The following is a 15,898-nucleotide window of genomic DNA, read 5'->3' on the forward strand; positions in this document are numbered from 1 at the left end:
CATGCGCTTTTTAGACGAAGATGAAGAGTTAAACCCAATTGTCAGTGCCGTTAATCTGGTTGATGTATTTCTGGTGATTATTGCTGCACTTCTTATTGCAATTGCACAAAACCCACTCAGCCCTTTTACGGCAGAAAACGTGACTGTTGTTAAAAATGCCGGTGAGCCAAATATGGAAGTAATTGTTAAAGAAGGCAAAGAAATTAAACAATATAAATCTAACGGTGAAATCGGTTCTGGCGAGGGCATGCGCGCTGGTGTGGCTTATAAAATGGCTGACGGTAGCTTTGTATATGTCCCCGAAAGTGATGGCTCAGCAACGGGCAAACAAGAGAATACACAATGATAAGAATAATAATGTATGCGCTGCTTTTATTGAGCGCACTGATTTCACATGCAGCACAAAAGCCTGAAGTGCTTATAATGATGTCGGGTCATGTGGCTAAATCGAAAGGGGCATTGCTAACAAGCCTTGCTGAAGATCAACCGTTCACCTTTACTAATTTTAGTACTAAAGGCAAAACAGACGAAGAGATTAAACAAGCTTGGCAAAATGCTGAGCTGATTTTGTTGGATGGTATCAACCCTGCGCTTTCAAAATATATGTTTGCTAAGTATCAGCCATATTTAACTGAGTACCCCAATGTGCCAGTTATCTCACTCGGTGATATGGATAACTCAGCAATGAATAGCGGTTTATCTGAGCTGCAACATATTCACCTTGGTGGTTATTACAATAATGCTGGGCGCGATAATTATCGTAATATGATGCTATATATTGCAAATGCCATTTTTAAACTCTCAGGTGTGCCAGCAGAGCCAGTTAAAGTCATTCCAAACGTTGGTTTATATCATCCTGAGTTTGACGGCCATGTTAGTGCTGATGAAACACAGTTTTTTAATTGGTTAGATGCTAAGCCTTCTCAACCAGTTATAGCGATAGCGATTCATCGTTCAGTCATTGATTATGAACAGCAACAAATAGTTGATGCATTAATTACTGGTCTTCAGAACAAAGGGGCGAAAGCATTGGCGTTTTTCTTTGAAGGCAATGACGAAGCATTAACCTACTCAGAGTTACTCAGTGATGAAACCGGTTCACGGGTAGATTTAATCATTAACTATCGTTCATTACACTATGTTGAGAAACGCCGCGCAGAGTTTATGCAAATTGGTGTGCCTGTTATTCATGCACTTAACTATACCGAAGGCGATGAACAGGCTTTTAAAGAAGATCATGCGGGTGTATCACCAGCACTCACTCCGTTCTTTCTTGTAATGCCAGAAGATACGGGTAGTACCGACCCAATTATTATTGCTGCCAATGAAAAGGGCAGTAAGGTGGCAATGCAAGCACAACTTAATGCGTTGGTTGAACGGGCATTTAATCATGCCAATTTAGCGCACATTAAAAACACAGATAAAAAAGTCGCCACTTTTATATGGAACTACCCGCCGGGTGAAAAGAATATTGGCGCTGCATTTTTAGATGTACCAAGTTCGATTGCTAACATCGCAAAAGCGATGAACGAGAAGGGTTACCAAGTAAAGCAAACGGATACAGCCACGTTAGTTGAGCAAGCGGGTAAGTTGCTTCGTCCTTATTATCGTGGTGAAGATGCTGAGGCTTTGGTAAAACTCGGACTCGCAGATTATTTACCGCTAAGTATCTATCAAACTTGGTTTGATAGCCTGCCTCAGGATGTCACTCAGCCAATTATTGATAAATATGGCCAACCAAGTGAAAGCGGTATGTTGCGTATGCACAATGGCGAAATGATGTTTGTCATTCCGCGCATGGAACTGGGTAACATGATTGTACTTCCTCAAGGTGTGCGTGGTGAAACGGCAAAGCAGCATGCTGCCCAGTATCACAGTACTAAATCGGTCATCAATCATAGTTACTTAGCTATTTATCTATACGCACGTGATGTTTTTAATGCTGATGCGGTGGTGCATTTAGGTACTCATGGTTCACAAGAGTGGCTAAGTGGTAAAGAGCGAGGCTTATCGGTTTATGATGCGCCAAACTTAGCGATAGGCAATATTCCTGTTTTCTATCCGTACATTATTGATAATGTCGGTGAAGCGATGCAGGCAAAGCGTCGTGGTCGTGCCACTATGATCAGTCACTTAACCCCAGGCTTTGCAAAAGCAGGGCTATACACTGAAGTGGCAAAATTAAACGAACTGATCACCAACTATTTAATGTTGGATGAAGGGCAAACAAAATCAAATACGCAGCAAGAAATAATTAAGCTTGCTAAGCAATTGAATATGTTAAAAGACCTTGATCTTGATGAAGCTACTTTAGCTGCTCAATTTGCTGACAAGATTACCGTCTTACAAGATCACTTGAACACACTGGCACAGATGAGCCAGCCGCTGGGAGTTCATATTTTTGGTGAGCTACCAATCAATGCCCATCTTTACAGTACTATTTTGCAAATGCTTGGTGATGATTTCACTAAACATGCAGGTGAATTTGAGCGAGAAACCGGTATTGCTATTGGCGAGTCTGAACGTGAAGACGAACGTAAGGTTGTAAAGTTAGAGGCATTAGAAGGATTTCAGTTACTAGCGCGAGTGCTGGGTGAAAATAGTAACTTAGCCATCCCTGAGTCGTTACAAAGTGATATTGCGACAGCAAAAGAGTACTGGCAAAACTTTCACAAAAGTGAAGAAATCACCGGTTTGCTAAATGGTTTAAATGGTCAGTATATACCAGTAAGCCACGGTAATGACCCTATTCGTAATCCGGCGGCTGTACCAACAGGTCGAAACTTAATTGGCTTTAACCCAGCGAAAGTACCTTCAAAAGAAGCTTATCAGGCGGGGGTTAAGATGCTTGAACAAACTGTACAGCAGTATCAAGCGGAACATGGCCGCTACCCACAGAAGCTTGCTTTTTCACTTTGGTCACTTGAAACAATGCGTCATCAAGGTGCGTTAGAAGCACAAATTCTCCATGCAATGGGGATAAAGCCGAAGTGGAATAATCAGGGCAACATTGTTGGCACAGAAGTGATCCCATACTCAGAGCTTGGCAGGCCACGTATTGATGTAGTGGTCTCTGCGACAGGCTTGTACCGTGATGCATTTCCTAATGTCATGCTATGGATTGCTGAGGCAATAGATAAAGTGGCAAAGATGAAAGAAGATAATAACTTTGTTTATCGTCATTCAATGACCCTCAAGCAAACACTATTAGAGGAAGGTAAAAGTGAAGAAGATGCAGATTACTTATCTTCTGTACGTATTTTTTCTAATGAAAGTGGAGCATACGGTACAGGGCTTGCGGGAGGAGCGCTTGACTCTGATAGCTGGGAAAATGATAGTAAGCTGGCTAATTTGTATTTAGATCGAATGGGCTTTGGTTTTGGTAAAGATGAGGCTCGCTGGAGCGAAAATTTATCAGAAACAGGGCTATACAAAAAGGTGTTGTCGGGCACTGATGGGGTGGTGTTTTCTCGTTCAAGTAACCTTTATGCACTCATGACAAATGATGATCCGTTCCAATATTTTGGTGGCATTGGCCTAGCGGTTCGTAATATTGATGGTAAAACACCACAAATGTATGTCTCTAATTTGCGCCGTAAGGGGCAGGAGAAAATTCAAACTTTAGATCAGTTTATCAGTAACGAGATGCGCAGTCGTTATTTTCACCCTCGCTGGATTAAAGCGATGCAAGATTCAGGTTATGCTGGGGCTACTGCTATTTTAGACCGTATGAACAACATGTGGGGCTGGGAAGTTATGACCCCCGACGCGGTAAGAGATGATCAATGGCAAGAATTCTTTGCAGTGTATGTGGATGATAAATACGATATGCAAATGCGCGAATTCTTTGAGCAACATAACGCTGAAGCATTAGCACAAATCATTGAGCGAATGTTAGAGGCTGTTCGCAAAGGTTATTGGCAAGCTGATGCCGAGACACTGAAAAAAATGCTTGAAACCTACACTGAAATTGCTAATCAACATGATGTAGTTACAGACAATGAAACATTTACCGAATTCGTAAAAGAGCAAAATGCTGGCTTAGGTCTTGCTCCTTTAGTACCTGGGCAAGCGGCACCAGAACTTGTCAACAGTGTAAGTTCTGCTAGCCAGCAAGTGAGTGGCCAAAAACTCGAACAGGTTGAACAAGGTAAACAGACAGAATCTGACTATACATTATGGTGGCTATTAGGCGGGATTTTCTTTACTGGAATGATTAGCCCCTTTATAAGAGTGAAACAATAGCATTACCTTACAAGAGGCGGTCGAGGCTAGGTTTTTGGCCGCCTTTCATAACTTTTTAGTGCGTTTAGCTGCGTCACGTATTACAATTGCGACTTTATATCATTTCCATCTCCAGCGAATAGGTTTTCCACTTCTTCATGACAGATATTACAACACATCAAGCTTCTAGACGCCGCTTGTTAATTGCTTTAGCCATAACGTGCTCGTTTATGGTTATTCAGATCATTGGTGCCTATTATTCTAATTCGCTTGCTGTACTTGCTGATGCTGGGCATTTGTTTGTTCATAACAGTTCTTTATTTATTGCACTTATTGCTTCAAGCATGGCGATTTACTTTGCAAAAAACTTTAACGATGGTTACCAACGAGCTGAACTGACCGGTGGCTTGATCAATGGTGTTTTGTACTTAAGCATTAGCTTAGTTATTCTTTACGAAGGTGGAGAACGTTATTTCCATCACAGTGATGGGCATGAACTACAAATCAATAGCTATTTGATGTCAGTTATATCTGCTATTGGATTTTTGTTTCATGGCGCAGCTGCATGGGTTTTGTATAAAGGGCGTAAGGCAAGCATTAATGTATATGCGGTATTTCTCCATTCGTTCTTTGACTTAATTTCGACAGTTTCTACTTTCTTTGCTGGAATTTTAATCTACTTAACCGGGTGGGCAGAAATCGATATTATTTCGAGTATGCTCATAGCGATCTTTGTATTGTTCACTGGGGTTAAAGTGATTATTCGCTGTATTAAAGGGTTACTGGAAAACCGTAGTAAGCTTCCTGATGTAGCAGCTATTGAGCAAAGTATTGCATCAATAGAACACGTTCAAAATGTGCATAATGTAACGGTAATGCGCCAAGACAAAGATATTGTTGTGGGAGCACATGTGGTGTTAAAGCAGCATTGTACCGTGGAAAAGCATGATGAGGCGTGTCGACTTAAAGTAGAACAGCTATTGCTTTCACGCTTTAAAGTAAACAAAAGTGTTTTACAAATCGAAAGTCATGAATGCCATTATGTTAATTAAAGTGGCAAAATGTTTAATTTTCTTTTAATTTAAAGGTATCGCTAGGGTGTTAGGATGCCTTTTTTGCTTCAAAATAAGCCATTTTATATTAACTTTTTAGCTGCGCTGTTGCTTGGTTGCATTGCAGGTCTAGTTAATTTATTGCCAGTATTTTTTTTGGATAGCTCTGAGTTTCTGCTAGGGCAATTTTTTGTCATTTTAAGCCTGCTTTTACTCGGTTGGCGCTATGCAATTATCACCTTTATCATTAGTACTGGCTTCATATTCTATCGCTGGGGCCATGCTTGGCCATCCATTGTTTTTGCCTTAGAGCTTGTATTTTTACAATTATATTGCCTGTCTAAGGCGCGTCCTGTCTTTTTAAGAGGGATGCTTTTTTGGTTTGTTATAGGTTCACCCATTCTTTGGGTATTTGGGCACTATTTTTTAGCATTACCCACACTCACTCTGTTGATAGCATTGGCTAAGTACTGTTTAAATGCAGTTATTTACTTGTCTGTAATAGATTTATTAAGCTTTTTCTTTAGTCGATACTCTTGGCACAAATATTATTCCTCATTGGATAAAATACTTAATTACGTGGTTAGCTTGTTAGTCATTTTAGTGGTAATACTCACTTCAATTGTTTTAACTAACAATCACTATGCTCGCATAGAGTATGAGGTTAACGCTCAACTTAATGAAAAAGCGAATGAAATAGCGCGAGTTATCGATTCGCATTTAGAGCACCATAAAAAAGGAGTGGTTCTAACCGCAAAAAGTATTGCTCATGGGCTACCCAAACAGGTTGCACTTGAGAATATGGCTAATCTGTACCCAGATTTTAGAACTCAAATCATCACTGATGCTTTTGCAGATGTTACTCATTTTTACCCCCAATCATTAGCTGTAAGTTTGCAGCAGTCAAACATTCGCGCAAATGTTTCAGATCGTGATTACTTTATTCATGCACCGTCCAATAAGCAGGGTTATATCTCGACTATTTTTAAAGGGCGTGGTTTTGGTTCTCTGCCCATTGTTGCGGTTTCAGCGCCTATTTATATTGAGGATACGTTTACTGGCGTGGTCGAAGGCTCGCTGATGTTTGATTACTTTGCTAGTTTACGTCCAAGTTTATTTAGTCATCAAGGTGATTTACTAATACTCGATGCGGCTAATAAAGTTGTGTTTAGCACCATCGATGATTTTAAAGAGATGCAACAACTAAGCAATGAAGAGATTGATTCATTTGCGAATGAAGAGCGTTTTATCATATTTGATGCACAAAATGAGCAGCAATATTATGCTAAGCAAGCGCGCTTAGCTGACCATAATTGGATGGTTATGACCATGCTAAACCGAAAACATGCGAATGATGTCGCTGTAAATGCATGGGGACAATCATTGGTTATGATCATTTTTATTATTTTACTAACAAGCGTTTTTATCACTCAACTAAGTCGTTGGCTTACAACACCGATACGCAAACTTGCTGAACAAATTGATAAATTTGAGCCAGAAAATGCTGATACTGACACGTATTTACCGCAAACTTGGTTAGAAGTGAGCCGCTTGCAATCACAATTTTCGAGCCTTGCGAATAAGCTCGCAATGAGCTTCAATCGTCTACATCAAGCGAACCACGAAAATGAATTACTAAACGTAAGACTGAAAGACTTTAATGCACAACTAGAAAAACAGGTTGATGATAAAACCAATGAGTTGGTTGAAGCAGTAAGGGCTGCAAATAATGCTAACCGCACTAAATCTCAGTTTTTGGCTAATATGAGTCACGAAATTCGAACTCCGCTAAATGGTATTTTAGGGATGACTCAGCTGTTACTAGATAATAAAGATTTAGCAGAAGAAGAACACGAAGAATTAGTGATGATCCATCAAAGTGCGAATAACTTACTGCTGATTTTAAATGATATTTTAGATTTCTCCAAAATAGAGGCGGGTGCTTTAAAGTTAGAGTATCGTGCAGTTGAAATAACTAAGTTACTTGAACAAATTGCCAAGGTGTTTAGTAGTACAAGCGTAAAAAAAGGGGTGACATTTAAGCTTAACATTAGTGACTCTGTACCAAGTTGTATCAGTTTAGATCCTTTAAGGTTTAGCCAAGTTATAAATAATATCTTGAGTAATGCCGGCAAGTTCACAGAGTCGGGCGACATTACCATGAGCTGTACTATGGTTAATGACCGAATGCAGATCAGCATTCGTGATACAGGCATCGGGATTTCAAGTGAGCAGCAGGCAAAACTGTTTACCGAGTTTACTCAAGCCGACATTTCTACCACACGTAAATATGGCGGAACGGGACTTGGGCTAACCATTAGTAAGCGAATTATTGAGTTAATGGCAGGGGAGCTTAAGCTAACAAGTCAAGAAGGCGTTGGTAGTGAGTTCACCATCACGATGCCTGTAATTATTAGTAATTCAGCCTCAGTGGATAACCAAAGTACTGCGACGCCCCAATTAGCAGGTTTGAATATCTTACTAGTTGAAGATAACCCTGTTAATCAAATTGTATTGAAAAAGATGCTGCGTTCCACTCAGTGTAATCTCAAACAAGCAAATGACGGCCTTGAAGCACTTGAGATACTGCAGAGTTATCAAGCTGATATTATCCTTATGGACTGCCAAATGCCAAATATGGATGGCTATCAATGTACAAAAGAAATAAAACAGAACCCGCACTTGTATGGTCAGGCTATAATCATTGCCATCACTGCGAATGCATTTGAAGAGGATCAGCAGCGTTGCCTTGTTGCTGGCATGGATGATTTTATCTCAAAGCCAATTAATAAAGACCAATTATATGCGTGTTTAAACAAATGGCTTAAAGCTCTTTTAAACGAGCAACAATAGATTGCAAGTTTTGTTCTGCAAGTAGGTCTTCAGAAAGCATAGGTTTTGCAAAGTAGTAACCTTGAAAGTCATCACAGCCCATGTGTTGTAAAAATTTAATTTGCTCAATAGTTTCAACGCCTTCGGCAATACAATAAAGGCCTAAATTAGCGGATAACGCATGGATTGTTTTGATAATTGATTCGTTACTTCGATCATGCCCAATATTGCGCACAAAACTTTGGTCTATTTTAATGACGTCAATTGGAAACTGACTGAGGTAAGTCAGTGAAGAATATCCGGTACCAAAGTCATCAAGTAATAGTTTAAAACCCGCATTTTTTAACTTTCGTAGCTGCTTTGAGGCTTTATCTTTGTCTTCTAGTAATGTGTTTTCAGTAATCTCTAAGCGCAATTGCGCAGGCTTAATGCGAAAATTATTCAGGATCAACAAGAGTCTTTCGGTTAAGTTCGCCTTTAATATGTGCGTTGGCGATACATTTAAAGAAAGGTAAAAACGAGGGTTTGATCTTAAAATTGGCTGCAATTCTGTTAAAGCTCGATTTAAAGCCTGTTCTGTAAGTACATCGATTAAACCAATTTCTTCTGCAATAGGGATAAACTCAGCAGGTGAAATAAAACCTTGTTCTGTCTTCCAGCGCATTAATAATTCAACACCATTAATTTGCTTCGTTTTAGCATTAACAATTGGCTGATAATTATTAAAAAGCTCATCATCTTTAAAGGCATCTTTTAACGCATTTTCGAGTAATAACTTTTTAGTGAGCTGGTTATTCATCTGCTCGGTAAAGTATTTGAAATTGTTTCGCCCAGATTGTTTGGCATGCATCATGGCAATATCAGAATTGCGTATTAACTCATCAGCTGTTTTAGCATCAAAAGGATAGAGTGCAACCCCAATACTGGCTGAAATATTGATAGAAAAATCGTCAATAATGACTTTATTTGCTAATTCTTGTGTAAGTTGCTTAACTAATTCGCTCAACGTTTGAGGCGAATGAAGATCTTTGACTAACACTAAAAACTCATCGCCACTTTGTCTACCAACCGTTGCATTATTAGGTAAAAGTAAACTTACACGTTGCGTAATATTGCACAGCAATTGGTCACCAACAGCATGGCCAAAAGAGTCATTCACTGGCTTAAATTTATCTAAATCAATAAATAACAAGGCTGCTAACTTGTTATGCTTTTTAGAATGATTTATACAATTATTGATTTTTGAATGCATTAATGAACGATTTGGTAAGCCCGTTAATGGATCGTAATTCGCTAAATAACGTAACTCATCTTCAGCACGCTTTTGTTCTGTAAGATCTGAAATTACAATCACATAATGACTAATCGCTTGATTATCTTTCGCAACTGCAGTAACACTGATATGAACAGGGTGGGATGGATTTTTTTGAGTGTGTATATAAGCTTCTGTTTTCCAGTTTTGTTTTGGTTTTAATGTTTTTAACACATTGATGTATCTTAAGAACTGAGCCCTACCTATTGTGCGAACAAAGTCCTTAATTGTTAGATCAGTTATATTGCCTGTAATAGCAAATGTATCACTGAAGCTTGTATTTGCTGAAAATGGTTTTAACTGGCTGTCTAAAATTAAAAGCCAGTCATTTATCTGGCTGAAAGCTTCACCGAGCACACTTGCTTGTAGTGCATTTGCTCTTTGTTCGGTAATGTTGGTATAGATACCTGTTACTTTTATTGGCTTATTTGCTTCATCAACTTCGACGACACGGCCAATGTCCTGATACCATAACCACTTACCATTTTGATGATTTAAACGGTAGGTGATATTCCATTGTTCTTGATTTGATTGTTTTGCAAAGGCATTCCAATGGTTTAAGTAGGCACTACGGTCTGCTGGATGAATAAAATCAAGGAACTCAATGAGGGCTAAACTCTCGTTACTCTTGTGGTAACCCAGCTCTGTCACAAAGCGATTATTTAAAAGCGTTTGCTGGCTTAAATTGGCTTCCCATACCCCACTTTTGTTACTGCTCAGTGCTAATTCAGTTTGTTGTTGCGATTTAACAACATCAGCATGCGCTTTATTCAGTACTTGTTGACGTGCTCTGTACTGCCAAAAAAAGAAAAAGAGTATGGCAAAAATGAGCAGCACATAACCTGTTATAGCAACTGGTGAAGACCAAGGTGCATAGGCAATATTAAACTGTAATTGTCTTGTTGCTGAACTGACTTTGGAGCTCTCGGAGTTAGAAGCAACAGACAAGATATATTGTCCGGGAGGTAGCTTGGTAAAAAATACTTTGTTAGTGGTTAATTTGTCGTAATTTAATGACGTTGGTCCCTCTAAAGTTACTTTATAAGTTGTTTTATCCTTATTGATAGTATCAAAGTTAGAAAAGCTAACCTCAAGACCGATGTCTTCAGCAGTCATTTGAAGAGGGTTATTGATATATTTGTATGGATGATAGTTCAGCTCGCGAGAGAGCAAAGAAACATGAGTAATTTCAGTATTTATCGCATCTAATTCTGTTGGTGAAGTTAAAAAGTCTTCAGGTGCGATTAACAATAAGCCCCTTGTCGAACCAAAGCCAATTTGGCCATTGTCTAGCGTTGCATCGGCATCAACATTAAACTCATTAGCTGAAAGGCCATCACGGATAAAATACGAATTGACACTTCTTGAACTTAAATCAATTCTATACAGGCCATTTTGCGAACTAGCCCATAAAAAACCAAAGCGGTCGATTTGTAAGCCATACACTGATTTTGCATTGAGACCAGATTGAGTGCCTAAGCGATGTTTAACAGCGTAGGAGTGAGAGTCAACAGCAATTAACCCTTCGTTAGATGAAGCCAGCCAAAGTGTATCATTGTGGTCAATAACCCAATCATCAATCACAGAAAATGTGAGTGGATTGAAGTTTTCGACTTGATAAACAAGTGTCAACTTTTCAGTTTGCTCATTATAACGATACAAATGGCCAGACATACTTAACAAATAGTCGTTAGGGTGACTCGAGAGTGGCTTTAAAAAAGAGTGCGCATTGATAATATCGACTTGTTCTTTTAGTCCCTTAATAGTTCGTAATTCACCTGTTTTACCATTGTAGCGATAAAAATTTTCTTGAGTAATAAATGCAAATTGATCTGAGCCTAAAGCATGAAAGCCCCAACTAGGCTCATTTTCTAATATATTAATCACTTCTTTAGTGCCTTTTAAAGGCACTAAATCACCGCTGATCTTATCAAAGAGCGCTAAGCCTCTGTACTTCATAAGCCACAGAAAGCGTTCAGATGGTTCTATTTCTGCCTGTGCAATGCCATATACAGCATGTTCTCCATGAAAGGCTTTTATATCTTCATTAACTAGGTAAGGGCTGATGGAGTTTGTTAATTGGTTATACTTCAGCATGCCATTTTCGGTGCCGATCCAAATAATGTTTTCGCTGTCTTGCAATACCGCCCAAACACTATTGTTGACATTACCAGAAGTAGACGTTGATTCGATATGCTTAAAACGCCTTGCTAAGGTGGACCATGTAAAAACTCCCTGCGAACGAGATGCAAGCCATAGCAATCCTGTTTTATCAATCATCACGTCGACAATTGTATTGTCGGTCATTAAAAATTTACTTTGCTCATAGCTCAAAATAAATTCGGCGGATAGAGTTTCCCTATTAAATTCGAATAAGCCTTTTTCAGTGACAATATACTCACCAAATTTACTAGATGCGAAATCCCAAATATTTAATTCAGGAACCAATAGTTTGGTTTTATCTACTGCGAGAAGTTTATCTGCATTAAATGGAATGTTGTACATTCCTTCGACTGTACCAACTAACAGACCTAATTGAGGATCCAGATGCAAAAATTTTGCGTTTTTATTATCGTTATTTAATTTATTTTCATCAGCAAGCTCAATACGAGAAACATGATCATCCACTAAGTTTTTTGAAAAAAGTCCTGCGGTTGTTCCAATGTATAAAAAATTATCATGCAGAGCTAAAGCACGAATAAAGTCATCTTGCTTATCGATTGAAAACTCATGCAAAAACTTTTTGGTTTGCTTATGGTAAGAATAAAGGTGCTGATTGATTGCGAAAAAGAAATGACTGTCATCTTCTTCGAGTGCAAGAATAGGGGAAAAATAAACATCTTCAGGGGTTAGTTTTCCTGAATAGACTTTTTCGACACTGAGTGTTTTTGGGTTTATGAAGTAAGCACCTGAAAACTCAGTACTCACAAAAATCTTGCCATCACTGGTTTTAGTCATAAAAGTGATCTGTCGTTGATCAAGCATATATTCGCCAGCAAAAGCGGCTACTTGATAGCCGTCATATCTATTTAATCCTTGATAAGTGCCAACCCAAATAAAGCCTAAATCATCTTGCACGATTTTAGTTACACTACCTTGGGTTAACCCTTCATCTGTAGAGATCCGCTGCATTTGCAAAGCATAGTTTTGTGCATTCACTGAAAAGGTGAGTGTGAAGAACAGCAAATTGAAAATCAAAAGAAAAAGTTTAGGCACCGACTGATTAACCCTAAATTATTATTTGCATATAATTTTTAACAAAATATAGCACAATTATGAATGTTATTGAGTCAGCTGAAAAGATAAATTAGTAAATGTTTAATTAAGGTACAACATAGTGTTAGCTGTGCTATAAATAGCCAATAGGCAACCTAAGGGAAAGTTATGCGTCATTCATTTATAAGTCAAAAGAATCATGCCTTGTTATTAATTATTGACCTTCAAGCAGGGCTTGAGCCTGTCATAAGCAACTTTGGCCAAGCTGTTAATTATACCGAAAAGTTGATAAATGCAGCTAAAGCTTTAGACATTCCGTATTTATTTACTGAACAAAACCCAACCAAGTTAGGTAAAAGTAGTGAACAGCTTTTACCCTTCATAAATGGTAATAATTGCTATCACAAAATACATTTTAGCGCATGCCAAGAGATTCAATTTAACCACCAATTAGCTGGCTTTAATCGTAAGCAAATAGTGGTGACGGGTACAGAGTCGCATGTGTGTGTACTGCAAACCTGTTTAGACTTAATTGCCAATGGCTATCAGGTGTTTGTGGTTGAAGATGCCATTGCCTCACGTAATGAAAAACACAAAGAGTTAGCAATTAAGCAGTTATTGGCTGCAGGTGCTATTATTACATGTACAGAAAGTGTGATATTTCAATGGCTAGAAAAAGCAGGGACCAATCAATTTAGAGCATTATTGCAATTAATAAAGTGAACCACGATGCGGTTCGAACCGTATTGGCTCGATTAATTGTATTCTTGTAAAGTATTTAATCATTAAGGCTTTATCTATGACGAGTGTGCGCCGCCTTTTTACTTATTTGTTCCTTTTATTGTTTGTTGAGTCTTTGGTTTTAGGCTTTATCTACTCGACCTTGATAACGGGTGTAGTAACTGGTTTATTATTGCTGTCTTTACCACTTTGGATGCTTCATCAATACCCAACGAGCAAATTAACGGCTCATGTTGTAGCTGCCGGTTGCATGATGTTTTCGTTTTTACACATCCAACAAAGCTACGGCCTTATTGAAGTACATTTTGAAATTTTCATTTTAATGGCCGTATTGATCATGTTTGTTGAATGGCGCGTGTTTATAACTGCACTTGCTTTTGTGGCCGTTCACCATTTGAGCTTTTACTTTTTACAGATTAACGAAGTAGGCTTATACGTTTTTGACCCAGACAGATTATATTTTAGCACCGTACTTATTCATGCCGTGTATGCCATTGTTGAAGCAATTGTAGCGGGTTACATTGCTAAAACCTTACATCGTGAACGTAGTTCTGGCTTATCGTTAAGTACAACGACTGAGCAAATAATGGCTGACGAAAACAGCATTAATATTAGTTTAAGAGCAGACGACTCCCACAGTGAAGCCGTGGCGGGCTTTAACCGCTTACTGGGTTTTGTGTCAAGTGTGATCGGTGATGTTCAAAGCCAAAGTAGTGTTTTAAAAAATCAGTCTAAACAATTGCTTGAAGTACACGACGAGTTACATGAGCAAGCACTTCATCGTGAGCAGTTATCTGCAGATATCGCGCAGTCAGGTGAACGAGTCGCCGAAGGCTTTGCTCATGTGGAACAAGAAAGTAATGAACTGCAAACACAATTTGAACAGCTCCATTTAAGTGCTACAGAGGCACTCAATGAAGTGGCGAATACCGATAGCAAAACAGCTGAGCTTGCTAATAACCTTCAAGAGGCTGATCAAAACATTAGCCAACTGGTGAGTGCATGTTCGCATATCTCAGAATTACTTAATGAGATTTCGTCAATTGCTGAGCAAACGAATTTACTTGCGCTTAACGCTGCAATTGAAGCTGCACGTGCTGGTGAACAAGGCCGCGGCTTTGCGGTAGTGGCTGATGAAGTGAGAAACTTGGCAACGCGTAGTAAAAACACCACAGATAAAATAACCAATACGCTTGAAAGCTTGATGCAAAACAGCGCCTCATCAACCAAGTCGATGCAGGGTAGTGTTGCGCTTATAGAGCAGTTGTCGGCCATTAGTTCGCAGATGAAACTGCAAATTACCGAGATGACAGAGCAGGTGAATGTTGCTGCAAGTAGCTCACAATCGGTTGCACATGTAGTGCAAAATCAAGCGGGTAATACGCGTGCTATTGCCGATAATTCACAAGCCTTAATTGCTAATCAAGCCAACGACAACCTGATGATTGAAAAACTCACCGATCGCGTACAGTTAATTGATGTGAGTATCGATGTACTGGAGCAAGGTATTGCTAAATTCAAATAGCAAATGGCTGATAATGGCAACTCTACTTTGGGTTGCCTCTGTGGCATTAGCCTTGGTATTTGCTTATTCTCAACAAGCAAGCACCTTTGATCCAGATAAAAAGCTGGCAACAGCTAACTGGCTGACTAGATTTCAACAAAGTATGGGACTTGGCATCACCCATACAGATACCTTGTACATTATTGATGAAAATACCTGTGTATGCTCAGAGCGCTCACAACCGCACATAACAAGCCTTAGCAGCTATGCAGCAGAGCAAGGTATTGAAGTAATAAAACTTAAACCAACATCTGCGGTTGCTGCAATATTACCCGCTCAACCTGCCGCAGTACTTGTTTCTGAAAATCAACAGCTTGTGTATGCAGGGCCATTATCAAAAGGACTCGCGTGTTCAAGTCAGAATGGCTTTGTTGAGTTAGTAATTGCAAACTTACGAGCGGGTTTTAATAGCCAATTTATTAATTCAGACGCCGAGGGATGTTATTGTGAAATTAATTGAGCTTGAAAGGTAAGTAAAAGAGGCCAAAAATATTGGCCTCTGACTCTATAAAATTATTGAATTTGGCCTCGTATCTCACCGCTTGGGTTTGCAGGGGTATGAATGTTTACATAATGACCGCCTGAAACTAAAACTGAAAAGATATCGGCGTCTATCATTAAGCCTGTGCTACTCATCCAGCGATTCATATCATCACTGTCTTGTAAAAGTGGAGCTAACACAGGGCCATTTTCACCTGCTACGCCTGTATGAATATGGGCAGCAGTTGCATCGCTTACACCTGATGTAAGCACTTGCAACTCAACACTGTAATCATTGGTATTCACTAGCGCATAACCATCGCCAGACGCATCCGTTGTGACCGCAGGTACTTCTTGTTCACCACTTAGCGGAAAGGTGACAAACACGTAGTTGTCGGTAAGGATTTGACCGCGAAGTTCGCCACTTGGGTTAGCAGGAGTATGCACATTAACGTAATGACCACCTGATGCAAGTAC

General features: G+C 39.2%; 9 protein-coding genes. 7 read left to right on the forward strand and 2 right to left on the reverse strand.

All coding sequences use genetic code 11. The features are described from left to right. The first annotated feature begins 1 nt into the window (after position 1). The 4 genes from CWC02_RS11465 to CWC02_RS11480 all read left to right on the forward strand — a co-directional run bounded on the left by CWC02_RS11465 (position 2) and on the right by CWC02_RS11480 (position 8,129). Complete coding sequence (locus CWC02_RS11465) at positions 2–346, forward strand: DUF2149 domain-containing protein (RefSeq protein ID WP_054554591.1); 345 nt, start codon at positions 2–4, stop codon at positions 344–346. After that, positions 343–4,245 (forward strand): cobaltochelatase subunit CobN, encoded by a 3,903-nt coding sequence (gene cobN / locus CWC02_RS11470; protein ID WP_138618355.1) that lies wholly within the window; start codon positions 343–345, stop codon positions 4,243–4,245. The genes CWC02_RS11465 and cobN overlap by 4 nt, the downstream gene beginning before the upstream one ends. Before the next feature lie 137 nt (positions 4,246–4,382). Further along, positions 4,383–5,276 carry a cation diffusion facilitator family transporter gene (locus CWC02_RS11475; protein WP_054554589.1) on the forward strand — a complete coding sequence of 298 codons (894 nt, stop codon included), beginning with the start codon at positions 4,383–4,385 and terminating at the stop codon, positions 5,274–5,276. 579 nt (positions 5,277–5,855) lie between these two features. Continuing rightward, entirely contained in the window at positions 5,856–8,129 is a 2,274-nt protein-coding gene (locus tag CWC02_RS11480; protein WP_249364103.1) for a response regulator, read from the forward strand. On the opposite strand, the gene CWC02_RS11485 is transcribed toward CWC02_RS11480, so the two are convergent. Then, positions 8,101–12,636, reverse strand: coding sequence for an EAL domain-containing protein (locus CWC02_RS11485; RefSeq protein ID WP_249364102.1), 4,536 nt, complete (start codon positions 12,634–12,636; stop codon positions 8,101–8,103). The genes CWC02_RS11480 and CWC02_RS11485 overlap by 29 nt on opposite strands. A gap of 168 nt (positions 12,637–12,804) precedes the next feature. Between CWC02_RS11485 and CWC02_RS11490 the strand changes: the two genes are divergently transcribed. The 3 genes from CWC02_RS11490 (at position 12,805) to CWC02_RS11500 (ending at position 15,401) form a co-directional block, all read left to right on the forward strand. Next, complete coding sequence (locus tag CWC02_RS11490) at positions 12,805–13,359, forward strand: isochorismatase family protein (protein ID WP_138618359.1); 555 nt, start codon at positions 12,805–12,807, stop codon at positions 13,357–13,359. A gap of 76 nt (positions 13,360–13,435) precedes the next feature. Beyond that, positions 13,436–14,902: a methyl-accepting chemotaxis protein gene (locus tag CWC02_RS11495; RefSeq protein WP_138618361.1), complete on the forward strand. Its 1,467-nt coding sequence runs from the start codon at positions 13,436–13,438 to the stop codon at positions 14,900–14,902. A gap of 13 nt (positions 14,903–14,915) precedes the next feature. Further along, positions 14,916–15,401: a DUF6436 domain-containing protein gene (locus CWC02_RS11500; protein WP_138618363.1), complete on the forward strand. Its 486-nt coding sequence runs from the start codon at positions 14,916–14,918 to the stop codon at positions 15,399–15,401. Positions 15,402–15,454: 53 nt separating this feature from the next. Here the strand turns inward: CWC02_RS11500 and CWC02_RS11505 are convergent. After that, positions 15,455–15,898 (reverse strand): CHRD domain-containing protein (locus CWC02_RS11505; protein ID WP_138618365.1); only part of this gene is annotated, 444 nt, incomplete at its 5' end.

It is taken from the genome of Pseudoalteromonas sp. S2721, from assembly GCF_005887425.1.
GTDB lineage: Bacteria > Pseudomonadota > Gammaproteobacteria > Enterobacterales > Alteromonadaceae > Pseudoalteromonas > Pseudoalteromonas simplex.

Bases quoted from the DNA above. Each gene is read 5' to 3' on its own strand.
- CWC02_RS11465 (WP_054554591.1), top strand. From the start codon at position 2: ATGCGCTTTTTAGACGAAGATGAAGAGTTAAACCCAATTGTCAGTGCC.
- cobN (WP_138618355.1), top strand. From the start codon at position 343: ATGATAAGAATAATAATGTATGCGCTGCTTTTATTGAGCGCACTGATT.
- CWC02_RS11475 (WP_054554589.1), top strand. From the start codon at position 4,383: ATGACAGATATTACAACACATCAAGCTTCTAGACGCCGCTTGTTAATT.
- CWC02_RS11490 (WP_138618359.1), top strand. From the start codon at position 12,805: ATGCGTCATTCATTTATAAGTCAAAAGAATCATGCCTTGTTATTAATT.
- CWC02_RS11495 (WP_138618361.1), top strand. From the start codon at position 13,436: ATGACGAGTGTGCGCCGCCTTTTTACTTATTTGTTCCTTTTATTGTTT.
- CWC02_RS11500 (WP_138618363.1), top strand. From the start codon at position 14,916: ATGGCAACTCTACTTTGGGTTGCCTCTGTGGCATTAGCCTTGGTATTT.